23 protein-coding genes and 1 pseudogene are annotated in these 22,777 nt (G+C 34.6%); 14 read left to right on the top strand and 10 right to left on the bottom strand.

What is annotated here, in order from left to right; translation table 11 throughout:
- Positions 1-17: 17 nt before the first annotated feature.
- Positions 18-707, top strand: coding sequence for a respiratory nitrate reductase subunit gamma (gene narI / locus ACODS7_RS02485; protein ID WP_000969213.1), 690 nt, complete (start codon positions 18-20; stop codon positions 705-707).
- 136 nt (positions 708-843) lie between these two features.
- Here the strand turns inward: narI and ACODS7_RS02480 are convergent, their stop codons facing one another.
- Positions 844-1,536 (bottom strand): Crp/Fnr family transcriptional regulator, encoded by a 693-nt coding sequence (locus ACODS7_RS02480; RefSeq protein WP_088114860.1) that lies wholly within the window; start codon positions 1,534-1,536, stop codon positions 844-846.
- Between the two features lie 323 nt (positions 1,537-1,859).
- Between ACODS7_RS02480 and moaA the strand changes: the two genes are divergently transcribed.
- From moaA to ACODS7_RS02435, 9 genes and pseudogenes are all read left to right on the top strand, one after another.
- Positions 1,860-2,873 carry a GTP 3',8-cyclase MoaA gene (gene moaA, locus ACODS7_RS02475; protein ID WP_243168128.1) on the top strand — a complete coding sequence of 338 codons (1,014 nt, stop codon included), beginning with the start codon at positions 1,860-1,862 and terminating at the stop codon, positions 2,871-2,873.
- A 17-nt stretch (positions 2,874-2,890) separates the two neighbouring features.
- Positions 2,891-3,904 (top strand): molybdopterin-synthase adenylyltransferase MoeB, encoded by a 1,014-nt coding sequence (locus ACODS7_RS02470; protein ID WP_098629197.1) that lies wholly within the window; start codon positions 2,891-2,893, stop codon positions 3,902-3,904.
- 43 nt (positions 3,905-3,947) lie between these two features.
- The gene (locus ACODS7_RS02465) at positions 3,948-5,237 is read left to right on the top strand and encodes a molybdopterin molybdotransferase MoeA (protein WP_043938456.1); all 1,290 of its coding nucleotides are present in this window, start codon (positions 3,948-3,950) and stop codon (positions 5,235-5,237) included.
- A gap of 44 nt (positions 5,238-5,281) precedes the next feature.
- The gene (locus tag ACODS7_RS02460) at positions 5,282-5,752 is read left to right on the top strand and encodes a molybdenum cofactor biosynthesis protein MoaE (protein ID WP_029442175.1); all 471 of its coding nucleotides are present in this window, start codon (positions 5,282-5,284) and stop codon (positions 5,750-5,752) included.
- Complete coding sequence (moaD, locus tag ACODS7_RS02455; protein ID WP_016081877.1) at positions 5,749-5,982, top strand: molybdopterin converting factor subunit 1; 234 nt, start codon at positions 5,749-5,751, stop codon at positions 5,980-5,982. Before ACODS7_RS02460 ends, moaD begins: the two co-directional genes overlap by 4 nt.
- An 80-nt stretch (positions 5,983-6,062) precedes the next feature.
- The gene (gene narK / locus ACODS7_RS02450; protein WP_000841859.1) at positions 6,063-7,232 is read left to right on the top strand and encodes a nitrate transporter NarK; all 1,170 of its coding nucleotides are present in this window, start codon (positions 6,063-6,065) and stop codon (positions 7,230-7,232) included.
- Positions 7,233-7,483: 251 nt separating this feature from the next.
- Positions 7,484-7,636, top strand: a pseudogene (locus tag ACODS7_RS02445) (PspC domain-containing protein); the annotation flags it as partial.
- 303 nt (positions 7,637-7,939) lie between these two features.
- A complete protein-coding gene (locus ACODS7_RS02440) occupies positions 7,940-8,857 on the top strand; it encodes an AEC family transporter (protein ID WP_098139136.1) in 918 nt (305 codons plus the stop codon).
- 304 nt (positions 8,858-9,161) lie between these two features.
- Entirely contained in the window at positions 9,162-9,584 is a 423-nt protein-coding gene (locus tag ACODS7_RS02435) for an STAS/SEC14 domain-containing protein (protein WP_235182074.1), read from the top strand.
- A 186-nt stretch (positions 9,585-9,770) separates the two neighbouring features.
- Here ACODS7_RS02435 and ACODS7_RS02430 read toward each other — a convergent pair whose 3' ends face one another.
- The 7 genes from ACODS7_RS02430 to ACODS7_RS02400 form a co-directional block, all read right to left on the bottom strand.
- Positions 9,771-10,244 (bottom strand): precorrin-2 dehydrogenase, encoded by a 474-nt coding sequence (locus tag ACODS7_RS02430; RefSeq protein ID WP_029442178.1) that lies wholly within the window; start codon positions 10,242-10,244, stop codon positions 9,771-9,773.
- Positions 10,237-10,947, bottom strand: a complete 711-nt coding sequence (locus ACODS7_RS02425; protein ID WP_029442179.1) for a sirohydrochlorin chelatase — start codon at positions 10,945-10,947, stop codon at positions 10,237-10,239. The genes ACODS7_RS02430 and ACODS7_RS02425 overlap by 8 nt, the downstream gene beginning before the upstream one ends.
- Positions 10,944-12,368 (bottom strand): uroporphyrin-III C-methyltransferase, encoded by a 1,425-nt coding sequence (locus ACODS7_RS02420; protein WP_029442180.1) that lies wholly within the window; start codon positions 12,366-12,368, stop codon positions 10,944-10,946. The genes ACODS7_RS02425 and ACODS7_RS02420 overlap by 4 nt, the downstream gene beginning before the upstream one ends.
- Positions 12,369-12,426: 58 nt before the next feature.
- Complete coding sequence (gene nirD / locus ACODS7_RS02415) at positions 12,427-12,744, bottom strand: nitrite reductase small subunit NirD (protein WP_000616683.1); 318 nt, start codon at positions 12,742-12,744, stop codon at positions 12,427-12,429.
- A 15-nt stretch (positions 12,745-12,759) separates the two neighbouring features.
- The gene (gene nirB, locus ACODS7_RS02410) at positions 12,760-15,165 is read right to left on the bottom strand and encodes an NADPH-nitrite reductase large subunit (protein WP_088114866.1); all 2,406 of its coding nucleotides are present in this window, start codon (positions 15,163-15,165) and stop codon (positions 12,760-12,762) included.
- Between the two features lie 208 nt (positions 15,166-15,373).
- Entirely contained in the window at positions 15,374-16,081 is a 708-nt protein-coding gene (ric, locus tag ACODS7_RS02405; RefSeq protein WP_016081870.1) for an iron-sulfur cluster repair di-iron protein, read from the bottom strand.
- A 202-nt stretch (positions 16,082-16,283) separates the two neighbouring features.
- Positions 16,284-17,186, bottom strand: coding sequence for an excalibur calcium-binding domain-containing protein (locus ACODS7_RS02400; RefSeq protein WP_016081869.1), 903 nt, complete (start codon positions 17,184-17,186; stop codon positions 16,284-16,286).
- 208 nt (positions 17,187-17,394) lie between these two features.
- Between ACODS7_RS02400 and exsG the strand changes: the two genes are divergently transcribed.
- Together exsG and ACODS7_RS02390 are read left to right on the top strand one after the other, a co-directional pair.
- Entirely contained in the window at positions 17,395-17,547 is a 153-nt protein-coding gene (gene exsG / locus ACODS7_RS02395) for an exosporium protein ExsG (RefSeq protein WP_000395679.1), read from the top strand.
- A gap of 218 nt (positions 17,548-17,765) precedes the next feature.
- Positions 17,766-17,975, top strand: coding sequence for a hypothetical protein (locus ACODS7_RS02390; protein WP_000824206.1), 210 nt, complete (start codon positions 17,766-17,768; stop codon positions 17,973-17,975).
- A 96-nt stretch (positions 17,976-18,071) separates the two neighbouring features.
- On the opposite strand, the gene ACODS7_RS02385 is transcribed toward ACODS7_RS02390, so the two are convergent.
- On the bottom strand, positions 18,072-18,911 hold the full coding sequence (locus tag ACODS7_RS02385) for an arylamine N-acetyltransferase family protein (RefSeq protein ID WP_016081868.1): 840 nt from the start codon (positions 18,909-18,911) through the stop codon (positions 18,072-18,074).
- A gap of 553 nt (positions 18,912-19,464) precedes the next feature.
- Between ACODS7_RS02385 and ACODS7_RS02380 the strand changes: the two genes are divergently transcribed.
- Positions 19,465-21,066, top strand: coding sequence for an esterase/lipase family protein (locus ACODS7_RS02380; RefSeq protein WP_043936568.1), 1,602 nt, complete (start codon positions 19,465-19,467; stop codon positions 21,064-21,066).
- Between the two features lie 155 nt (positions 21,067-21,221).
- On the opposite strand, the gene ACODS7_RS02375 is transcribed toward ACODS7_RS02380, so the two are convergent.
- Positions 21,222-21,770: a hypothetical protein gene (locus ACODS7_RS02375; protein WP_029442184.1), complete on the bottom strand. Its 549-nt coding sequence runs from the start codon at positions 21,768-21,770 to the stop codon at positions 21,222-21,224.
- A gap of 617 nt (positions 21,771-22,387) precedes the next feature.
- On the opposite strand from ACODS7_RS02375, the gene ACODS7_RS02370 reads away from it, so the two are divergent.
- Complete coding sequence (locus tag ACODS7_RS02370; RefSeq protein WP_000427801.1) at positions 22,388-22,663, top strand: stage V sporulation protein S; 276 nt, start codon at positions 22,388-22,390, stop codon at positions 22,661-22,663.
- Positions 22,664-22,777: the final 114 nt, after the last annotated feature.

Below are 22,777 nucleotides of genomic sequence, written 5' to 3'. Positions count from 1 at the left end.
AAAGGAGAGTTGTCAAAATGATGGATCAATTTCTATGGGTGTTGTTTCCCTATATCATTTTTGCAATCTTTATCGGTGGACATATTTTCAGATACAACTATGATCAATTTGGATGGACATCAAAATCTAGTGAACTATTAGAGAAAAAAATGCTCCGAATCGGAAGTCTATTATTCCACTTTGGGATTATGTTCGTAATTGGCGGTCATGTTATGGGGATTTTAATTCCAGAAGCTGTATACCGTTCAATAGGTATTTCTGAGCATATGTATCATGTAGTAGCAATTAGTTTCGGGCTTCCAGCAGGGGTTGCTTCTATCATCGGTTTAATTATATTAACGTACCGCCGCGTAACAGTAAAACGTATCATTGCAACGAGTACAAAGGGAGATTATATTGCGCTTATTTTATTACTTATCGTAATGCTAGCAGGACTTTCTTCAACATTTTTAAATATCGATTCAAAAGGATTTGATTATCGTACAACGATTGGTCCTTGGTTCCGAAGTCTCTTTATTTTCCAACCGAAAGTTGAATATATGATGGAAGTACCAGTTTGGTTTAAAATTCACATTCTTGCAGGGATGGGTCTATTCGCAGTATGGCCATTTACAAGACTTGTACATGTATTTAGTGCCCCAATTAAATATGTAAGCCGTAGTTATGTAATTTACAGAAGACGTATTCCTAATGAGTTGAAAAAATAATACTGCTGTAAACGGATAGGAGCTAATGGTTAAAACGAAACGAGGTCTAATATGGAAGGCCTCGTTTTTGTTTATATAGGGAATAACTGTTAATAAGTAGTTTAAATTGAAAAAAGATTAGCATCTTATTTAGATGCTAATCAATGCTACAAACAGAAGCAGAGCAATCTTCACAAGCAATTTCACATTTTAAAAATTGTAAATCGTGGATTGTAATCTTTCCTTTATGAATCGAAATTGTACCTTGCTTTTTTAATTCATTTAACATTCGATTTACACTTTCACGTGAAGTTGCACAGAAATTAGCAAGTTCTTGATTTGTTAATGGTAAATCGATGAGAATCCCATTTTCTTTTAATACACCGTAACTATTTGTCATTCGTATAAGAGTAGAATACAGGGCACCTTTTTTGCCGTGTAATACTAAATCTCGGAACTTTGTTTGCATTCTTCTTAAATGTTCACTAATCCATTTCATAAATTCAAATACAAGAGCGGGCTTTTCGAGTAATGCTTTTTCTAAGGCTTCACGCTTTATAACTCCTACTTCAACATCTTCAAGGCATTTTGAATTTAATAAATACTTCGCATTGTCCGTGAACAATGTTAATTCTCCAATAATGTCGTATGCCGAACAAATACGGAGTGTCAATTCTTGCCCATCAGCACTTAGTTTACTAATTTGTACTTTTCCGGAGTGGATGATATAGAGTTCAGTTGCTTCCATACCTTCTTGAAAAATAAAACTACCTTTTTTAATTTGCATTTTATATTCAACAGATGCAAGTAATTCTTTTAAATCTTGAGATAATGTCATACTGTTTGCCACAGTGATCACCTTTCTTCTTATAAGCAATACATTTCCTATTTTGAGTGTAAGTATGATGAAAATGCAAGAGCTATTTTAAAAATAAATTGAAATTTCAATGACCGTAAAGGGAAGAGATTTTCAGTTTTTAGTTTGAAAAATGCAATAGACAAAGCGGATGAGAGTAAAGATGTGAACAAAATTCGAACGGATTTGTGAAGAATTTTTGAATGGGGAAAGTAATGTGAGAAAAGTCACATTGAATATGTAACTTCTTTTTTATAATGAAGGCAAATAAAAAACGAAAGCTTACTAAGGATTGCAGCAGAAAAGAAGGGATATAGATGCATGAGAACATGAAAGATTCTTTAAAGCGGCCACTTCAAGATTTACGTATTTCAGTTATTGATCGTTGTAATCTTAGGTGCACATATTGTATGCCTGCTGAAGTGTTCGGACCTGATTACGCTTTTTTAAAGGAAGAGTTTTTATTAACGTTCGATGAAATAGAAAGATTAGCACGATTATTTATAAGTATGGGAGTCAATAAAATTAGGCTTACTGGCGGCGAACCGTTATTGCGTAAAGACTTACCGCAGTTAATCGCAAGACTTGCAAAGTTAGAAGGCTTAAAAGATATTGGGCTCACAACAAACGGTATTCATTTAACGAAACAAGCTAAGGCGTTAAAAGACGCGGGATTAAAACGTGTAAATATTAGTTTAGATGCAATAGAGGATGACGTCTTCAAAAAAATAAATGGACGAAATGTAAGCACAAAACCTGTATTAAAAGGAATTGAAGAAGCGAAGAACGCAGGGTTAGAAGTAAAGGTAAATATGGTCGTAAAAAAAGGAATGAATGATAGTCAAATTCTTCATATGGCTCGTTACTTTAAAGAAAAAGAAATTCAGCTCCGTTTTATAGAGTTTATGGATGTGGGCAGTACAAACGGCTGGAACTTTGAACAAGTTATTACGAAGGAACAATTAATAGAGAAGATTAATCGTGTATATCCGATTGAGCCTGTTAAACCTCGTTACTTTGGAGAGGTTGCGAAAATGTATCGATATGTAGGGAGCGATGCAGAAGTTGGATTTATTACTTCTGTTTCTGAGTCATTTTGTTCTTCTTGTACGAGAGCCCGTATTTCGGCAGACGGTAAGTTTTTTACATGTTTATTTGGAACAAAAGGAACGGATTTGCGAACGCTTCTTCGAGAAAATATTTCTGACGCCTCATTATTAAAAATTTTACAACATACATGGCGATATAGAACAGATCGATATTCAGATGAAAGAACAGTTGAAAGTACAAGTAAACGTCCAAAAGTTGAAATGTCTTACATTGGTGGATAGTGAAAGGCGGAGTTCTTATGCAAGAGCGTTATGCAAGACAAGTATTGTTTTCTAGAATTGGTGAAATGGGACAAAGAAAAATAAGAGAAAAGCATGTGCTCCTAATCGGTGCGGGTGCACTAGGAGCTGCAAATGCAGAAGCTCTTGTTAGAATGGGAATTGGGAAATTGACAATTGCTGACCGTGACTACGTCGAATGTAGTAATTTACAACGGCAACAGTTATATACAGAAGAAGATGCACAGCAGTGCAAACCGAAAGCAATTGCAGCGGCAGAGCATTTAAGAAAGATTAATTCTGAAGTGGAAATTGTACCAGTTGTAACGGATGTCACACTGCAAGAAATAAAAGAGTTAACAAAAGAAGTGGATCTCATAATAGATGCGACTGACAATTTTGATACGCGCCTACTTATAAATGATATTTCACAAAAAGAAAATATACCTTGGATATACGGTGGATGTATTGGAAGTTACGGTGTAACGTATACAATTCTTCCAGGGAAAACACCATGTTTTCGCTGCTTAATGGATCATCCTATGGGCGGTGCAACATGCGATACAGCAGGAATTATTCAACCAGCTGTACAAATGGTCGTTACACATCAAGTAACAGAGGCTATGAAAATATTGGTGGATGATTTCGAGGCGCTAAGAGGGACAATGTTATCATTTGATATTTGGAACAATCAGCATCTCTCATTAAAAGTAAATAGACAGAAGAAAAATACATGTCCATCTTGTGGAAATACACGCACGTATCCAAGTTTAACATTTGAAGCACAGATGAAAACGGAAGTGCTATGTGGACGGAATACGGTTCAAATCCGTCCAGGGATAAAACGTGTTCTTCATTTAGAGGAAGTTCAAAAACGATTACAAAAAAGTGTACATGTCCAAAAAACGCCTTACTTACTATCATTTCTAATTGATGAATATCGTTTCGTTTTATTTACAGACGGTAGGGCATTTATTCATGGAACAAATGATGTGAAAATAGCAAAACGATTATACGCAAAATATATAGGCTGACTAGAAAGTAAGTTTCACGTTCCAAAAACGAGGTGAAAAAAGAATGTTAGAAAAACGTACACCAATCTCAGTGGCAGAAGCAGTTGCACGAGTAATGGAATATGCTTACCAAGGTGAAATAGAAAAGGTTTCTCTTATAGAAAGCTACGGTAGAACGCTTGGAGAAGATGTTATTGCAGATCATGATGTCCCGCATTTTGATCGCTCTCCGTACGACGGGTTTGCGATTCGAGCAGAAGATACGAAAGAAGCCAGTAGCAGTAACCCGATTATGTTTGAAGTAATTGGTGAAATTGGAGCAGGTTTTGTTTTTACAGAAGAAGTGAAAGCATTTCAAGCTGTCCGTATTATGACAGGAGCCGCAATTCCAGCAGGGTGTAATGCGGTTGTTATGTTAGAGCTAACGGAAGCATTTGCAGAAAACGAAAAGACTTATATGGCATTAAAACGCTCTTTCGCTGCTGGTGATAACATTTCTTTTAAAGGAGAAGATGTAAAACAAAATAGCATCCTTGTGAAAAAAGGGACTGTTATTAATCCAGGAGTAGCAGCGCTTCTTGCTACGTTTGGTTATAGTACGGTATATGTTGTAAAACAGCCAGTCATTGGAATTGTAACGACAGGAAGTGAACTGCTCGAAGTACATGAACAATTAAAGCCAGGAAAGATTCGAAATAGTAACTCTTATATGGTAGCTGCTCAAATTGAACGAGCAGGCGGAATTGTACAGTATTATGGGCAATTCGCTGACGATTTTGAGACGTGTTATAACATTGTAAAAAAAGCGATAAAAGAAGTTGATATATTAATTACAACTGGTGGCGTTTCAGTAGGAGACTATGATTATTTACCGGCTATTTATGAGGAATTACAAGCAAATGTACTTTTCAACAAAATAGCGATGCGACCAGGAAGTGTGACAACTGTAGCTGAGCTAGAAGGAAAACTATTATTTGGTCTATCTGGTAATCCATCTGCTTGTTATGTCGGTTGTGAATTATATGTTCGACCAGTCATTGAAACATACTTGCATAAGAAAAATCCCCACTTATATCGTGTAGAAGCAATTTTACAGAAAGACTTTCCAAAAGCAAATCCGTTTACTCGTTTTGTAAGAGGGAGAGTGGAAATTGTAGATGGCCAATTGCAGGTTACACCAGTTGGTTTAGATAAATCTAGCGCAATTTCTTCACTTGCAGAAGCGAATGCATTTATCGTTTTGCCAGGGGGAACGAGAGGATTTGAAGCAGGAATAACTGTTTCGGTACTGTTATTAGAATTAAACGTCGGAAGTGAGTGGCCATGGAAAGAACCACTTCAATCATACAAATAATAGGAAAATAGGTTGCTAATTTATACAAAGATAAGAGGTGCAAGATGACACAAACGTATTATGAAGTAATTGATACACCTATTTCAATTGAAAGTGTTACTAGCAAAGTAATTCGGCGCGAGTGTGGTGCGGTTACTACTTTTATTGGTACTGTCAGAGAATTTACGAAAGGACGTCGCACGTTATATTTAGAGTATGTTGCTTATAAAACAATGGCGGAAAAACAACTTGAGAAGATTGGTACCGAGGTCGAGGAGAAGTGGCCTGGGACATATGTGGCAATTACACATCGCATTGGTACGTTACAAATTTCGGATCTTGCTGTTGTCGTCGCTGTTTCTACACCACACCGGAAAGCTGCATATGAGGCGAACGAATATATTATGGAGCGTATAAAGCAAATGGTGCCGATTTGGAAGAAAGAGTTTTGGGAAGATGGAGAGTCGTGGATAGGCGATCAGTTAGAGAAAACAGCATATAGTAATGGCGAGCCTGGAAAGGAGATGAGAATATGATTGAAGTACTATTATTTGCACATTTGCAAGAAGAAGTAAGTAAGCCAGCATTACACATAGATTGTGAAAATATTACGGTTGCGGAACTCAAGGAAGTCCTCAATAAGAAATACAACGTAGCAATTTCAAGTGAGATAATGGTCGCTATAAATGAAGAGTATGCAAATGAGGATGACATCATTCAAGTTGGCGATGTCGTAGCCATGATTCCGCCAGTAAGTGGTGGTTGATTCTTTTCAGCCTAATCATGTTAGGACGTGATTAGGCTGGAGAGAATGAATATAACTATGCATACATAGGAGGGAACAGGATGAAAAGTCCTAATTTTCAATTAAGTTTACAAACTTCTAATCTAGTTATCGGTTTTATGGTATGGGTCATTTTATCATCATTAATGCCTTATATTAAAGCGGATATTCCATTAACTGCGGGACAAATTTCTATAGTAACAGCAGTACCGGTTATTTTAGGTTCTGTTCTTCGCATTCCAATTGGTTATTGGACAAATCGTTTCGGAGCAAGAAAATTATTCTTTATTAGTTTTATTTTATTATTATTTCCTGTCTTTTATATTAGTGTTGCCAATTCTATGATGGATTTAATTATTGGTGGATTATTTGTCGGAATCGGTGGTGCTGTATTCTCTGTAGGGGTAACTTCTTTACCAAAATACTTTCCGAAAGAGAGTCACGGTTTTGTAAATGGTATTTACGGTGTAGGTAATGCCGGAACAGCAATTACTTCATTTTTAGCGCCTGTTATCGCAACTTCAGTTGGCTGGAGAGCGACAGTACAGTGTTATTTAGTTTTACTTGCAGCATTTGCACTTATGAACTTTTTATTAGGCGATCGTAAAGAGAAAAAGGTGAATACACCATTAATGGAACAAATAAAAGGTGTATATAAAAATGAAAAACTTTGGTTTTTATGTATCTTTTACTTTTTAACATTCGGATCATTTGTCGCATTTACCGTATACTTACCAAACTTTTTAGTATCTCACTTCGGATTAGAGAAAGTAGATGCAGGTATGCGGACAGCTGGATTCATCGTACTCGCAACAATTATGCGCCCAATTGGTGGTTGGCTCGGTGATAAGTTTAATCCATTTAAAATATTAATCTTCGTATTTATCGGTTTAACACTTTCAGGTATTATTTTATCATTTATGCCAAGTATGAACGTGTATACATTTGGTTGCCTACTAGTCGCATTTTGTGCAGGAATCGGAAATGGTACAATCTTCAAACTCGTTCCAATGTACTTCTCTGAACAAGCGGGTATTGTAAATGGACTCGTATCAGCTTTAGGTGGACTAGGAGGATTCTTCCCACCGCTAATTTTAACATTACTATTCCAATTAACAGGTCATTATGCAATTGGATTTATGGCGTTATCAGAAGTCGCACTTGCTTGTTTAATCATTACAGTATGGATGTATAGCCAAGAGAAACTGTTAGTGATGTTAAAGAATCATTAATAAGGAAAAAGAACTGTCCCAAAGTATTTTGGGATGGTTCTTTTTGTAATAGGCTTCAACATGTTTTTATTGCTATCTCAACAAACGCTCGTTTTCTAAAAGAATGTGCTTTTAAAATGAAAAACAGAAGGTTTATGGAATTTTATTTTAAAATATAGAAGTCAAAAGTTATTCAATTAAAGGGTAGATTAGTGAAGGAAATCTTAAATCTATTCTAAAGATCGAACTCATTTTTAGAATGCAAATATTTAATTGAATCGGGATGTTTAGATGAAAAAAAATATAAGTCCACTCAAGATAAACAAGTATCAGGTGTGTGAGGTGGTTTAAGCGACAAGTATGGAATTGATGTAAGTATTCTTCGCATAGTAACTGCAGTATCAGATTTTTTTAGGGCCAAATTTTTTGGTAAGGCTAACGGATATTGTGAAAAAAGTACTCTTAAACTAAAGAATACAGTTTAGTTCGATAAGATAAAGTTATGAATTTGTATAAATAATCCATAATTTTCTTTATGAGTTATATTTGATATGTTAAAGAAAAGAGAGGGGAGGGAAATGAAATAAGAATTTTTGATGAGCATTTTCATATTATTGATTTCAGTTTTCTAATTATTGAGAACTAAGGGTGTTTTCCGATGAATTAAATGTGTCCATATTTAGTAAAGCATTTAATCCAACTAAAATATATTTAGAATGAGGTTTTAAATGTTTGTATTTATTATATTAGACGTAATATTACCGATATTAATATTGATGCTAATTGGTGCAATCTTACAAAGAAAGTTCCAATTTAACTTAAAGCAGCTATCTACACTTATTACTTATTGCTTGATGCCAGCGGCTGTATTTGTGAATATATATGATATTCGTATAGAAACAGGTTTGTTGCTCCAGATAATATACTATTTAATGCTTTATAGTCTGAGTCTGATCATAGTAAGTCATTTCATTTCAAAAATATTAAAGTTAGAAAAAGGAGAAAGTGCAGCTCTAAAAAATAGCATTTCGTTAATGAATTCCGGTAATTATGGGTTACCAGTAAGTCAATTGATTTTCAGTCACAATCCAGTGGGGGTTTCCATTCAAATTTTTATTGTTATTTTCCAGAATCTTTTAACTTATTCGTATGGGATATATAACTTACTATCAGCAACAAAAACAATCGGAAGTATTATTCAATCATTTCTAAGACTGCCTGTATTTCATGCGCTCATATTAGGGCTTTTCTTTCAATCTTTTACAATTCAAATTCCTAATTCTATCTTTATTCCTCTTAATCAGCTTGCAAATGGTTTTGTTGCAATAGCACTCATATTGCTAGGGGCACAATTATCCAACATTAAACTTAATTTTTTCCATCGAGTCATAACATGGGCTTTAATTGGAAGGTTACTGATGGGACCATTATTAGCACTTGTCATGATATACCTACTAAACATCGATGGTATTGTTGCACAATCGTTATTTATTGCAAGTTCTTTTCCTACTTCAAGAAATACATCAACCATTGCTATGGAGTATCAAATAGAACCTGAATTACATGCGCAAATCGTTTTATTTTCAACACTTTTCAGCATTATTACAGTAACTGTCGTTATTTATTTGTCATATATTTTGTTTTGAATATACGTGCAAAAACGAATAGATTTGAGGCGGTAAATGATGGACGGAAATCCCATCGATATGATAAGAAAACGGTTTTTGATATATTGGGTGTCGTTTACAATTGTACAATGTCTGATAATCAAGCGGCTTAATTCAAAAAAAGGAAACTCATTAGGGGTTATTTCGTATGCAAATCTTTAAAGTATTTACATATATACTTGCGAAAAAAGACACAATCTCGCTTGTCATGTAAAGTTACATGAGCTTAGGAGGATAGCAATGGGTGAAAGTGTCAAGTAAGAATTTTATCTTTATTGATTTTATGCGGTTTTTCCTCACAATTGTAATTAAGGGAGATGATTTTAATTTGAGTGAACAGAATATTAGCACAACGGTTTCGGGAGATTTGATTGTTACCCATCTAATTGGCCAGATTAAAACAGAGGATGTGTATGAATGGTTTAATGGTTTCGAGCAGGTTTGTCAGCAATTCATTTCCGAAGGACGGAAATACAAATTGTTGGTGGATAGAAAAGGATACACGCCAAATCATTTTTCTGTTCAAAAAGTATGGAAAGAGAAGTTCTTCAATGAAATCATTTTGAATCATAGTAAGGCAATTGCATTTCTTCTTGAAGAAGGAGAGATACTGAATTATTTACAGCAATCTAATACGAAAGAATCTGTGAGATTTTTTGATGATTATGAACAAGCGCTAATTTGGTTGAATGAATATCCAATATAAAACCTGTATTGAAGCAGTTGCTCTCAAGCAACTGTTTTTTATGTCCGTAATTGTTGCCGTTATTTTTCTTCACAGATTCTTGTCCAATTGCTTGTCTGAGCCTAAAAAACGAAACTAAAGCAAAAAGAACAAACGCCTCTAAATACGTTTGTTCAAAGTTAATTACTATTTTAGCTGAGTGATAGATTACAATTTGTGAGTACGAGAAAGCTTTTTTATAAGTTTAGGAAGTATAGATGTTAATTCCTTTTTCATACGCTTCGTAAACGATGGATCCCTACCTGAAGTTGAAATAGTGACAACATATTCATCATTTCGAATGACACCAGGCGTGTGAAATGATGATTCTGTACCATCACTTACAACGTTAACCCATTGAAAATCATGGGCGGCCTGTTTGACCATCATATTTACAGTATGTTGATTTGTAGCTGCATAAATAAGGTGGGCATCTTTAATATCATCATTAGAAAAAGTTTTTTTCTTCCAAGTAATATAAGGAAGCTCCTTCATTTCCTCGCAAATTTCTGGGCTGATAACAGTGACAAAAGCGCCTGTATCCTTTAATCCAGACGCTTTTCGATATGCAATTTTACCTCCACCAATGATAACGACCACTTTATTTTGTAGATTAAACATAAGAGGGTACATGTTATACATATATGCATTCCTCCATTCGTTCTAATAATGTTAACTTCATGTATGTATCAAACTGAAGACAGTTACAAGTCGTAACGTGATCATATTTTTTTGCATGTAATTTAATTTTTTGAAGTAATAATCCGGTAAAGAGAAGGTACGGCATGACATATACGTGGGACGCCGTCGATGTTATAGCCTTGAGCTCAGCAGTAAAAGAGGGAGTTCCTTTCGTTAAAAAAGAACAGGATACTGGCATACCGAGTTTTCGCTCGATGGCTGCTCCGATTTGTTGTAATTCATGTATCGGTTGTGGATCACTGCTGCCTCGTCCTACGAGTAAAATACTACTATTTTGCATTGGCATAGCTTCACGTATTCTTTTCACTACAAGTTCCACCATATGTGGATGTGTACTAAAAGGAGGTACAACTGAAAATGTTATTTGTGGATATTTCTTTTGTAGTTGCTCTATTTCAAAAGGAATATCACATTTATAGTGAGCTGCTGCAAATAATAAAACAGGTACAATCATTATTTCAGTTACTCCCTCTAGTATCGTTTCTGTAACTGCATCCGAAATAGTAGGTGTCGTTAGTTCTAGAAAAGCTATTTTTTGAATTCTTTCGTTTCGCTCTTTCATAACAGATTGAATAAATTGAATGAATTGTTCATTACCTTCTTGTAGCCGGCTCCCATGTCCAACATATACAATTCCTTTCATTGTCTCACCATGTCTTTCTCCACAAGAGTTTCTTGTAATTGATGATCTACGTTATGAAACCCAACTTTATTTGCATAGTGTAAAGTTGGAACGTCGGTATACGAGAATGGGAGAGTAAGAATATTGATAAAGCCAAGGCGTTTTATTTCTGCTAGAAACGTATCAATAGAAGCACGACCTTCATATACAATGCTATCCCATGAGAATTCAGAAAGCATACGTGAATGAATTTCATCGAAGCGATGATCAATTGTGTACTCATGAGTCATCATATAGGAACCAGCACCAATTTTTTCTTGAATAACAGCAATTCGGTTAATGTTTCGTCCTAAATAAATCGTTGAATTCGAAGAAAATTGCGCAGGTTTACTTAACAATCCATATTGCATGAGCTTTTCTTGAATAGAAAGGTTCATATACTGAAGTTCTGCCTGTAAGGAACGAATATCTTTATGATATTTACTGCATGATTGCATTAAGATGTCTACACTGTCAGCGGAACAAAATACAAGACGATCAACGCTGAAAATCTTATTGATTTGTTCAGAGGTTAATGTATATTCTTTCTTTTTGAAAGTTGGAATTTGATATATTTCTGCACCGGACTCTTGTAACATTTGCTTTATTGCGCTTTTTTTATTTGTTGCAGATGCAAATAAAACTTTCTTGCCGTGCAATGCCTTGCGTTCTTTCCAAGCGATTTGATTACGTAAGGAAACGACATCACCAACAATTGTCATAGAAGGATTAGAAATATTTTCGTTTTTGACAATAGAAACAATGGTAGACAGTGTTCCTGTGACAACGCGCTGTTTACCAGTTGTACCCCATTCAATGACTGCTACTGGCGTATCTTCTTTTTTTCCTGCTTGTAGTAAGTTTTCACAAATTGTAGGTAAGTTTTTTATACCCATGTAGTAGGCAATCGTGTCGCTATTGTGAGATGAATTATATTTTCCATGATCGGTTAAAGGACCTTTTGCATGTCCGGTTAATAAAGTGACACTATTACTGTAGTCACGGTGGGTGAGGGGAATACCTGCGTAGCTACTAGCGGCGATGCTAGATGTAATACCTGGTATAATTTCATATGGAATATTTGCTGCTGCTAAAGTTTCTGCTTCTTCACCAACACGGCCAAAAATAGATGGATCTCCGCCTTTTAAGCGGACTACGATTTTTCCTTCTTTCGCAAATTGAAGGAGGTGTGCGTTAATCATTTCTTGCCGCATAGTATGATTCTTTGGCATTTTTCCGCAATAAATAAGTTCACATGTTTCTTTTGTATAATTAAGAAAGGAAGGGTTTAATAAGCGGTCATATAAGACGATATCTGCACGATTTAAGCACTCTATCGCTTTTTTTGTAATAAGCCCTTCATCACCTGGTCCTGCACCAACTAAATATACATATCCGTTCATATTCGCACCTCGTCTATTTTTATTTAAAAGGAAGCCAGAGAAGGCTTCCTTTTGTAAATTACATGTATATATAAATATCCCCGTCAATAACTTCTACTTCATACGTTTGAATACAACCGTCATCAGGTTTTTGAACTTCACCTGTTAGTAGTGAAATTTTCCAATCATGTAGTGGACAAAAGACGAATTCTCCAGATACAATACCTTCCGCTAATGGCCCGTTTTTATGAGGACAACGATTTTCTACAGCTCGAATATCGCCATTTGAAAGGCGGAATAGGGCGAAAGACATACCTTTCATTTGCACCTCTTTACCGATTTGAATAGGAAGGTCTTCTGCACGCATAACTTTTATTTTTTCTTTCGTTTGTATCATATAGGTCACAGCTCCTTATTTCACAGTTTCTACTTCATACATCGCTTTTAATGATTTCGTTTCTAGTGCTTGTCCCCATGCTTCTTTATATGTGCCACGAGCTTTTTGGAAACGTTCATTTAACTTAGTGACCATATTTGCATCTTGCAGTATTTCTTTTATGCGATCGAAGCCTAAACGTTCTGTCCAGTAGGCAGTTCGCTCTCCGTAAATACCAGTTTCACGATAATATTGCATGTAAGCTGTAGCGATGCGAAGGACATCATCTTCAGTAGGGACAATCATTACAAAATCAGCTTCACGTACTTCTGTACCACCATTTCCGCCAATATAAAGTTGATATCCATTTTCGACACAAACAACGCCAAAATCTTTCGTCAGTACTTCCGCACAGTTACGCGGACAACCGGTTACACCCATTTTCATTTTATGAGGTGTATCTACCATTTCTAATGATTGTTCAAGCAACATACCAAGTCTTAATGAATCTTTCGTACCGAAACGGCAAAAACGAGAGCCAACACATGATTTTACATTACGAAGAGATTTTGAATACGCATATCCAGAAGTCATATTTAAGTCAGCCCATACGTTAGGTAAATCTTGTTTCTTGACACCGTATAAGCCAATTCGGCTTGCACCGGTAATTTTCACAAGTGGAACATCATACTTCTTCGCAACTTCAGCAATTTTCATTAAATCATCTGCTGTTGTAACGCCTCCGTACATACGTGGAATAACAGAGAATGTACCATCGTGCTGGATGTTACCATTCATTCTTTCATTAACGAAACGGGACGATTTATCATCTTCATATTCTTCTGGAATCGCCATACGTAAATAGTAGTTTAAAGCAGGGCGGCATTTCGAACAGCCGTCTTCATGTGCAAAACCAAGAACATTTCGTACTTCTTTTGGAGATTTTAAGCCTTTCTCGTGAATGGCCGCTACGACTTCATCACGGGATAAAGGTGTACATCCACACATACCGGCAGATTGCGCTGAGGCATCAAAAGCATCTCCAAGTGTATGAGATAAAACTTGTTCCACAAGCGGACGACATTTGCCACAAGACCCTGCGGCTTTCGTACAGCCTTTAACTTCTTCAAAAGTCGTTAACTCTTGTTCTAAAATGGCGTGAACGATTGTACCTTTCGTAACACCATTACATCCGCAAATCGTGTCATCAGCACTCATAGTAGCAACGTCAAGTTCACTTTCTTCACCAGCTTTGTGAAGAAGAGAAGCGGCTGTATATTCTTGTATATCTTCTTCTTTCTTTAACATGCTAAAGAGGCGTGTACCGTCAGCCGTGTCACCATATAAAACGATACCGACGACTTTATTATCACGAATTAATACTTTTTTATAGGAACGTTTACATTCATCAAAGATGGATATTGCTTTCGTTTGATCATCTTCATAAATTTGACCAGCAGAGAATAAATCACAACCAGCAACTTTTAATTGCGTACCGACGATACTACCCGAATATCCATCAGTTTGTAAATTCGTTATATGTTTTGCTAATATCGCACCTTGTTCATAAAGAGGAGCAACAAGTCCATATGCGATACCGTCATGTTCCGCACATTCTCCAACTGCATAAATGGACTCATTATTTGTTAGCATATAGTCATTGACTACAATACCGCGATTTACAATTAAACCAGCATCTTTTGCTATTTGCGTATTTGGGCGTATTCCGACAGCCATTACGATTAAATCACAATCTACAACTTCACCATCTTCAAATTGAATGCCCTCAACATGGTCTGTACCAAGAATCTTTACAGTTTTCTTTTCCGTTAAAAACTTCATGCCTTGCGCTTCTAAATCTTCGCGTAATAGAGAAGCTGCTTTCGTATCTAGTTGCTGCTCCATTAAGTTTGGCATTAAATGAACAACATGTACGTCCATCCCTAAGTCAATAAGACCTCTTGCGGCTTCTAAACCAAGTAACCCACCACCAATAACAACGGCCTTTTTCTTTTCTTTAGCGGTGTCTATCATAAATTGTGTATCTTCAATTGTTCGAAATCCTGTTACACCAGGAAGAGTAGAACCTTCAACAGGTAAAATAAAAGCACTAGAACCTGTTGCGATAATAAGTTTGTCATATGTAAGAGTACGATTTTTTTCTGTGACAATGACTTTTTCTTCTCGGTCAATACTTTGAACTCTTTCGTTTGTATATAAAGTTATCTCATTCTCTTCGTACCAACTATATTCATTCATAATGATATCTTGCATATTTGTTTTGCCTTGTAAAACGTGAGAGAGCATAATGCGATTGTAGTTTGGATGCGGTTCATCTCCAAAAATAGTAATCTCATATGAATCACTACTATGTTTTAATATTTCTTCCATACAGCGTATGCCAGCCATACCATTTCCGATCATAATTAAACGTTTTTTCATTTTCGTTTCCCCTTTTTCTGTGAAATGTTGAACAAAGGATTATATTTCTATTATAGAAAATCAAAAAAAGGGGAGATGTGATATTTATCACATTTTTATAATGATTCACAAATTGTTAAAATTCGGATTTATTCGAGAGGGATGTGTATATTCTTTACCAAATGAAAAAACAGGACATAAGTATGTATACTCATGTCCTGCACTTGATTTATACTCTCGTAATTGCACGTGGAAATAAAATGTTATTTTCTAAATGAATATGTTCAAATAAATCAGACTCTAGTGCTTCAAGGCGTTGGTAAACAAGTCGATAAGTGCCGCAAGCTCCTTCTGGAGGAGTAAAGTCATTTGTAACTTTACGAAGCTCTTTAATAATGTTGCCTGCGTGGTTATGTTCATTTTCCAACTCATCTACTACTTTACGTAATTTCACATAGTTTTCTTCAATTGGATTTTGTTCAAATTCTAAAATTAATGGAAAATCTTCTGTTTCTTCTTTAATTAAATGTTGTTCTAATTCCATCTTTAATTCGTGAAATAGCTTATGAATTTGAGCTAAGTGAGGCTGACTTGCTCCGTGGACGCGTAATACTTTTGTCACATACGGACTTAACTGTGGTAATTCTTCATTTAAATAGCGATGATGCTTATTTATAACATAATCAATCAATTCACGATAAGAAGCATTTTTCCAATCAATTTCAGATTCGTTTAATCGTTTCGTATTATTATAAAGCGTATTTAACTCTGTAAGTACTTCTGTTGCTGATAAATTTCTTTCATGAATTGCATCAATAAGTGGTTTATTGCCACCACAACAAAAGTCTATTCTATATGATTTAAAAAGATCACTAGCTTTCGGGAATTGTGTAACGATCTCACCGACAATAGAAGTTTCAGTAAATGCATGTTTCATATGAACGCCTCCATAAAGTTTGAATGTAATAACTAAATTAAGAATAGCGATAAATTAAAATCTATGTAGTGATTGAAATCACTTATTCTGTGTCGTTTTTGAGAATAATAAGAAGAATGTTATTAAAATAAGGGGGAAAGTAATAAGTGGTAATATTTTGCGTTAATAAAAAAGAAGCTTAGTAGAAGCTTCTTTTTTATTACTATTTTTCACATGCAATTCCATCGCCATCACGATCAAGATGAGAGCTATAACCTGGTTGCCCTTTATGTAAAGGGGCTTTCCCAGCTGCTCTAACTGCAGCACAATTTTTGTAGTATGCACTACTAGTATTTCCTGAAGCGGGTTGTGTTTGAGTTTGCTGTACTTTTTGCTCTTCTTGTTGTTTACGAGCCTGTTCATCAGCCTGACGTTTTTGTTCTTCTTGTTGTTTACGAGCTTGTTCATCAGCTTGTCGTTTTTGTTCTTCTTGTTGCTTACGAGCCTGTTCATCAGCTAGACGTTTTTCATCTTCTTGTTTACGAGCTTGTTCATCAGCCTGACGTTTTTCATCTTGTTGCTTACGAGCTTGTTCCTCGGCTAGACGTTTTTCATCTTCTTGTTTACGAGCTTGTTCCTCGGCTAGACGCTTCTCATCTTCTTGCTTTTGAGTTTTTTCATCCGCCTCTTTCTTTTCTAGTTCTTTTTTCTGTTCGCTATTTTTTTGTTCTTCATTGTTAGAGGCAACTTTTGTACTAGTTGCTGTCGTTTTTTCAGAAGAAGGAGCTGAAATACCTAATAGCGCAACAAAAATGACAAATAATACGGCTGTAATAATAAATTGTTTTTTCGCTACACCTGTCTTCTTAATAACAGATAATATTGCAAGTACAAGGAAGAATATAAATAGAATGAAACTTAAAATAGCAAAAAATTCGATGACTGGATGTTCAGATGTTGTTGTACCGGTCACTATTAATATAATTGAAATCATAAAAAGAATAACGGTAGGACGACCATATTGTTTTGCTTTTCCATTTTTCTTAAAGAATGAAATGATACATAAGATTAAAAGAATAAAAGCAATAAAAAATAAAGCTGCACCAATATTACTCAAAACCTCCATTTTCATACCTCCATTTGCAAGATTTTCTTTATTGATTATATAGGAACTTATTGGATATTACACGTATTATATAAATTTAGAAAATTAATATTTTTACTAGACCTATAAACATTTATTTTATATATAAGGAAAAATAGATATATTTCCTATTACTTTTTGAAAGAGATTTCATAAATTATAGTATATCGATTGAAAGGAGGAGATTTGAATGGAATTTCAATTGTTGGTAACTTGTATATTACAAGAAGGTAATGCTTACTTTTTAGTAACGAAGGTAGACGATGTTATTACGTTAAAAGTACCGATTACTGCGGGAGTAGCAGGTTTATTTTTAGCTTTAGGTGTACCAAGATGTTCTTAATTTAAATCTCTATAGTAGAAGAGGAAGGGACATGCCTTTCTTTTCTACTATTACATAATGTAATTATGTAAACTTAAATATCATATTTGTGATAGCACGTTTGAAATGGACATGCATATACTATAATGTTTCATTGGATGTTAGCGGTGAAAGGTAGTTTTAATAAGTGCATCCAGTGATGTTTTTAAGTTATGAAAATAAAAGAGGTGCTATTATATATGAAAAGAAAAACATTGGATATTCCAGTTACATTGCGAAGAGAGTGGTTTTTAATAGAGTTAGCTCATTTAACGAAAAAATATGGAATTGAAATTGCAACTAGCAAAATGGATGCTGCACCGTTTTTAAGAGATCAAGTTACGGAGTCAAAGATAGGGGAAGGGCTACAATACGATAAATATGATGATGAGTATATAATTGAAAATTAAAGGGTAACAACAAAATTAAATTAATTTATAACAAAATATAAAATAAAGCAGATTCTAAATATAGAATCTGCTTTATTATGAAATACTTGTAGTCAACTAGCCTCTTTCTAGTGTTTTTCCTACATATTTCTCTTGCGTTATTCCAAAAGAGTCACGAAGAATGCGAGCATAATCTTTAGATTCTATTGGTCGTTTATTTTTGGTGCCTTTAAAGGTTTCTGTATAATTTTTATTTGTTAATGATATGTGACCATAAGTAGTTAATTTACAAGTGATAGCTCCTTTATTAAAAGGAGATTCTTTATGCTCTACAATCACTTTTTGAATGTTATTCACTTTTTTCTCATCTATTGGATCTAAAGTGAAAGCATAGCCTATTTTCCATGCATTTGAAGGTTCAGATTGTAAGAAACTTGTAGATTCTCCGTTAGCTCCTTTTCTCATTTCTAAAATATGCGTACCTTTTCGAGTATTTCGCTTACGAATTCGATATTCTCCTGTTTGAGAGGAGATGACTTCTCCGTTAAAAGGGACTGGATGTAAAGGGAGATGAGATGCAAAACCTGCATCCACAACATAATCTTTATCCTCATGACTTAATATGATAATGACATGACCATCATCGGGTTTCCATATATTATCGTACAGATTATAAACAGTACCGGCTACTTTGTATACTTGAAACCCACAATCAATTAAAAAATAATACAATAAGGAGTTTAATTCATAACACAGTCCACCTCGTTTTTGAATAAGTAACTTTTCTATTAAGTTATCTTTTGAAATATTTTTAATAGTACCAGCCATAATATCAAGATTTTCATAGGGGAGAATCATTCCCATTTTTAATAAGATTTCATCTAAATCATCAAATGTTATTACTTTTGCAGGAATTTTTAATCGTTTAAAAAACTCCTTTTGTAAATTGGTCATCATAAAGCATTCTCCTTTCTTTTTACAGAATTTTCTTCTGCTCACCGATAGGTTAGTACTTCTAAAAAGTTAATTCAAGTGCGCGAAAATTATCATAATATATGTTTCTGGAAATGTGATTTTCTATTCGGAAATTTCAGTTTAATTTTTAATCGTAGGAAAGTCTTATAATATAAGCTCCTTTAAAATTAGTTTGTATTTAATGAAAAGAAAATACATATCTTTATTATATTTTTAAATAACTAACTAGTAATAAAGTGTTTTTTCACTAAAATTTTTTCAAGATTTGTATGCTTTATATAAACAATAATGATTTAAAAAATATCTGGATGTAACGAAGTTAACAATTATTGAGAAACTTTTTTGTCGTATTCTATCAAAAGGAAGAGGTAGAAACAAAGAGAATAACGAGAGTTAAGGAAGAGGGTATACAACTAGTAACCTTCTAAAAATAGGGCTAACATCTTTTTAAAATAAAAGATTAGCTATTATTAAGGAAGGGAAAATATAAAATATTATAAAGAACACCTTCTTTCAAAAAAATAGGGGGAGTAATATGCGACTGATGAGAAGATTTGTGGCCTTACTAATTGTATTTTTTATCATGGCTCCAACGATTAGCACAAATGTACAGGCAGAAGTTGTAAAAGAGCTTGGAAAGGGGTTTCCTGATACAGAAGTATTCACACCTGGAGAATGGTTTTTAGGCCAAACACCTGCTAATTATGATGAGAATAAACCACCAATTCTCTTTGTACAAGGAAGAAATGGTAATGCTGATAGTTGGTATGGAAAGACAGTATATCATGATATAAATGATATGTATGATTATGCTTTGAAAGCAGGCTATCAAACAGTGTTTATACAATTATATGATGCTGCTGGGAAAGGTTCGGCTAGTCAGTGGGATAACGGAAAATTGTTAGCACAAAAACTTGAAGAAATATATAATCATTTCGGTAAAAAAGTTAATATTGTAGCACATAGTAAAGGTGGTATTGATACACAAGCCGCATTAGTTGAATATGGTGCGAATCGATTTGTTGGAAATGTTATTACACTTGCTACACCGCATCACGGCTCAAATTTAGCAGATTTATCATATAGTTGGTGGGCAGGGTGGCTTGCTTCTATATTAGGTCAAAAAGATGATGGTACGTATTCGTTACAAATAGGTGAAATGGCAAAGTTTCGTTCAACAATAGATAACAACCCAGCAGCTAAATTAAACCGTTACTATACGGCTACTGGGACTAGCTGGGGGCCAACATTTTCTGCATTATCTATGGGCGGGTTATATTTATCATCGTACGGTTCAAATGATGGACTAGTAAATGAATGGAGTGCGAAGCTATCGTACGGTACACATTTATTTACAGATTCAAGATTTGATCATGACAATATAAGAAAAGGATCAGCTGTTTTTGCACGAATTGAACCATATTTACGTACGACAAATGTGGGGTTACCAGATTTAGTAGCATCCAGCACTAGTTCAAATGAAAATCTAGAACAATTAAATACAACTTCAAATCAAAATATTTTAGGAGGGGAATTACCACAAAATCAGTGGATAGAGCAAAGTATTTCTGTTGATAAAAAGGCTGAAGGAATAGTTTCTGTACTAACAGCTTCTTCTGATGTAGAAGTACAAATGGTATCTCCAAAAGGAAAAATCTATGCAAACAAAGATAGCGCTATAACTACTGGTGAAGGCGAATCTTTCTTTAATGGGGCGACAATTAGAACATTTAAGTTTGATAAATTGGAAGTAGGCGAATGGAAAATCAAAATGATGGCGAAGCAGTCGAAAGATGCATATTTAGTTGTAAGCGATTACAAGAATGACGCGCCATTTGTTCTTCAAATGCCTACAAAAGTTAAAGTAAATAAACCTGAGTATAAACTGAAAAAATCACCAGTGGCACCTGAAATGAAAGGGGATCTTTCCATAACCGTAAGAGTCGTTAATAAAGATGGTAACTTAGTCTCTGAATTTAATGAATTACAAAATGTTAATACGAATACATTTACAGGTGCTTTGAAAGATATAAAACAACCGGGAGTATATAACGTTACGATGGATATAAAAGGGATGAATAAAGAAGGGAAACCATATAATCGTACGATTGTTAAGTCGGTTTATGTAGAGAAATAAGGAAGAATAAATAAGCATAATATAAAAGTGCAGAAATCTTGTGTTAGAAAGAATTCTGCACTTTTTTTGCGTGATGAGAGATAATAAAAGTCGAAGAAAACTGTTATTCAATAAAAAAAGATGCTGAAATAGCATCTGAATGTGAAGAAATAATATTAACTTAGTTTTGTAACTGTTAATTCAACTGAATTTATACCATTGTCACAAGTTACAATACTTTGACGATTAAAGCCACTATTATTTCTAAGTTGAAGAGTTGAATTAGCTGGCACTGTAACAATCGTTTCGCCAACGAGTTGAAGACATTCGTTATTTGATGAAGTATTCATTTGAATAGCGAAGTCACCTTGACTATTAGCAAGTGGATTGTTATTTAAAAATATAGTTATGACTGGGATATGTGGAAATACAGGATTTAAAGTAGTATTAATACTGGAAATGAACGAAACTCTATAATCACCAGCTTGTCTAAATTGTATAGTAGTAGGGTTTAGTAAGGAAACGCCTCCTGCTAAAGGTCCAACGTGATTAAATGGAAAAGGGTTGCCAAAAGGAACAGTTATAAATTCAGTTTGCCAAAAAGTTCCGTATGCAGGACAGATTCGTTTATGTGAATGGTCACATGAACATTTTTTATTTGAACTGGAAGAAGATTTGCATGAGCATTTTTTATACGAGTTTGAAGAATGATAGTATGAACCCAATATATTACCTCCTATTCTTAATAAATGTAAAACACATAATAGTTTATGAAAATGAATCACAATTGGCGTGTATGCTTGTACTATAAAAGGAGATAGATTTGAAATATAAAGTGCTCAAATGATGAAATATAGTATTGGGGTATTACCTGTAACACTTTTTGAAGATGATAAGGTTCATAATTTGATAGAAAAATGAATGGGATTTCTAAATGGATTGAAGTAACGAGGAAACGTTTATCCCGCTATTTTCCGGGCAGTAAGACCCTCATCTCAAAGTTTAGCGAAAGCAAAGAAGTTAGGTGGGGGATGAACAAAACCCCCACTCATTAAAGTTTCACTTTACTATATTAATTTCGTCTGACAAACAGTAATATTATCTTTTGCTGAATGGATGTTATCGTTTGGTGAAGTTATGATATTTAATCGTATGTATATTAGATTATTTAGTTTATTTTTTTTATTTTATTTGTGTAGCTGGGCAGGAAGAAGTCAGAAAATATAGAATAAATGTACATATGAAGCATCGTTTGTTTTTGGTGTGAATAGTAATTAAAGATACGCTAAAATATTTAAAATTGTAACGAAAGAGAGATTAAATAATAGAGGGAGCAACTTACATGGAAAATATATTAAAGGTATCTTCAAAATCAAGCCCAAATTCAGTCGCGGGTGCAATAGCGGGTGTACTAAGAACAAGTGGTAATGTGGAAATTCAAGCGATTGGGGCTGGAGCTATAAATCAAGCGATTAAAGCAATTGCGATTGCGAGAGGGTTCGTCGCTCCAAGTGGTATTGACTTAGCTTTTGTTCCAGCGTTTCAAGAGATTTCTATCAATAATGAAGAAAGAACAGCGATTAAATTAATTGTAGGCCCTAGAAAGAAAAGGTCTTAGTAGAAGAGAGTGTTACTATAAGGGGAAAAGACCAATAGACTTCCCAGGTTAGATACGTTATTTTATGTAACCGATCCTTGGGTGTGGACACGGCATTATACCGGACGCATGTCT

It is taken from the genome of Bacillus sp. FG16 (assembly GCF_057809515.1).
The sequence above is the reverse complement of the archived record's forward strand: the minus strand, read 5'-3'. Positions and strand labels throughout refer to the sequence as shown.

What these genes read in the sequence shown, in the direction of transcription:
- narI (WP_000969213.1), top strand. Translation starts at nt 18, where the DNA reads ATGATGGATCAATTTCTATGGGTGTTGTTTCCCTATATCATTTTTGCA.
- moaA (WP_243168128.1), top strand. Translation starts at nt 1,860, where the DNA reads ATGCATGAGAACATGAAAGATTCTTTAAAGCGGCCACTTCAAGATTTA.
- ACODS7_RS02400 (WP_016081869.1), bottom strand. Translation starts at nt 17,186, where the DNA reads ATGGAGGTTTTGAGTAATATTGGTGCAGCTTTATTTTTTATTGCTTTT.
- nirB (WP_088114866.1), bottom strand. Translation starts at nt 15,165, where the DNA reads ATGAAAAAACGTTTAATTATGATCGGAAATGGTATGGCTGGCATACGC.
- ACODS7_RS02435 (WP_235182074.1), top strand. Translation starts at nt 9,162, where the DNA reads ATGCGGTTTTTCCTCACAATTGTAATTAAGGGAGATGATTTTAATTTG.
- ACODS7_RS02425 (WP_029442179.1), bottom strand. Translation starts at nt 10,947, where the DNA reads ATGAAAGGAATTGTATATGTTGGACATGGGAGCCGGCTACAAGAAGGT.
- moaD (WP_016081877.1), top strand. Translation starts at nt 5,749, where the DNA reads ATGATTGAAGTACTATTATTTGCACATTTGCAAGAAGAAGTAAGTAAG.
- ACODS7_RS02380 (WP_043936568.1), top strand. Translation starts at nt 19,465, where the DNA reads ATGCGACTGATGAGAAGATTTGTGGCCTTACTAATTGTATTTTTTATC.
- ACODS7_RS02460 (WP_029442175.1), top strand. Translation starts at nt 5,282, where the DNA reads ATGACACAAACGTATTATGAAGTAATTGATACACCTATTTCAATTGAA.
- nirD (WP_000616683.1), bottom strand. Translation starts at nt 12,744, where the DNA reads ATGATACAAACGAAAGAAAAAATAAAAGTTATGCGTGCAGAAGACCTT.
- ACODS7_RS02440 (WP_098139136.1), top strand. Translation starts at nt 7,940, where the DNA reads ATGTTTGTATTTATTATATTAGACGTAATATTACCGATATTAATATTG.
- ACODS7_RS02465 (WP_043938456.1), top strand. Translation starts at nt 3,948, where the DNA reads ATGTTAGAAAAACGTACACCAATCTCAGTGGCAGAAGCAGTTGCACGA.
- exsG (WP_000395679.1), top strand. Translation starts at nt 17,395, where the DNA reads ATGGAATTTCAATTGTTGGTAACTTGTATATTACAAGAAGGTAATGCT.
- ACODS7_RS02385 (WP_016081868.1), bottom strand. Translation starts at nt 18,911, where the DNA reads ATGATGACCAATTTACAAAAGGAGTTTTTTAAACGATTAAAAATTCCT.
- ACODS7_RS02430 (WP_029442178.1), bottom strand. Translation starts at nt 10,244, where the DNA reads ATGTATAACATGTACCCTCTTATGTTTAATCTACAAAATAAAGTGGTC.
- ACODS7_RS02390 (WP_000824206.1), top strand. Translation starts at nt 17,766, where the DNA reads ATGAAAAGAAAAACATTGGATATTCCAGTTACATTGCGAAGAGAGTGG.
- ACODS7_RS02470 (WP_098629197.1), top strand. Translation starts at nt 2,891, where the DNA reads ATGCAAGAGCGTTATGCAAGACAAGTATTGTTTTCTAGAATTGGTGAA.
- ACODS7_RS02420 (WP_029442180.1), bottom strand. Translation starts at nt 12,368, where the DNA reads ATGAACGGATATGTATATTTAGTTGGTGCAGGACCAGGTGATGAAGGG.
- ric (WP_016081870.1), bottom strand. Translation starts at nt 16,081, where the DNA reads ATGAAACATGCATTTACTGAAACTTCTATTGTCGGTGAGATCGTTACA.
- narK (WP_000841859.1), top strand. Translation starts at nt 6,063, where the DNA reads ATGAAAAGTCCTAATTTTCAATTAAGTTTACAAACTTCTAATCTAGTT.
- ACODS7_RS02370 (WP_000427801.1), top strand. Translation starts at nt 22,388, where the DNA reads ATGGAAAATATATTAAAGGTATCTTCAAAATCAAGCCCAAATTCAGTC.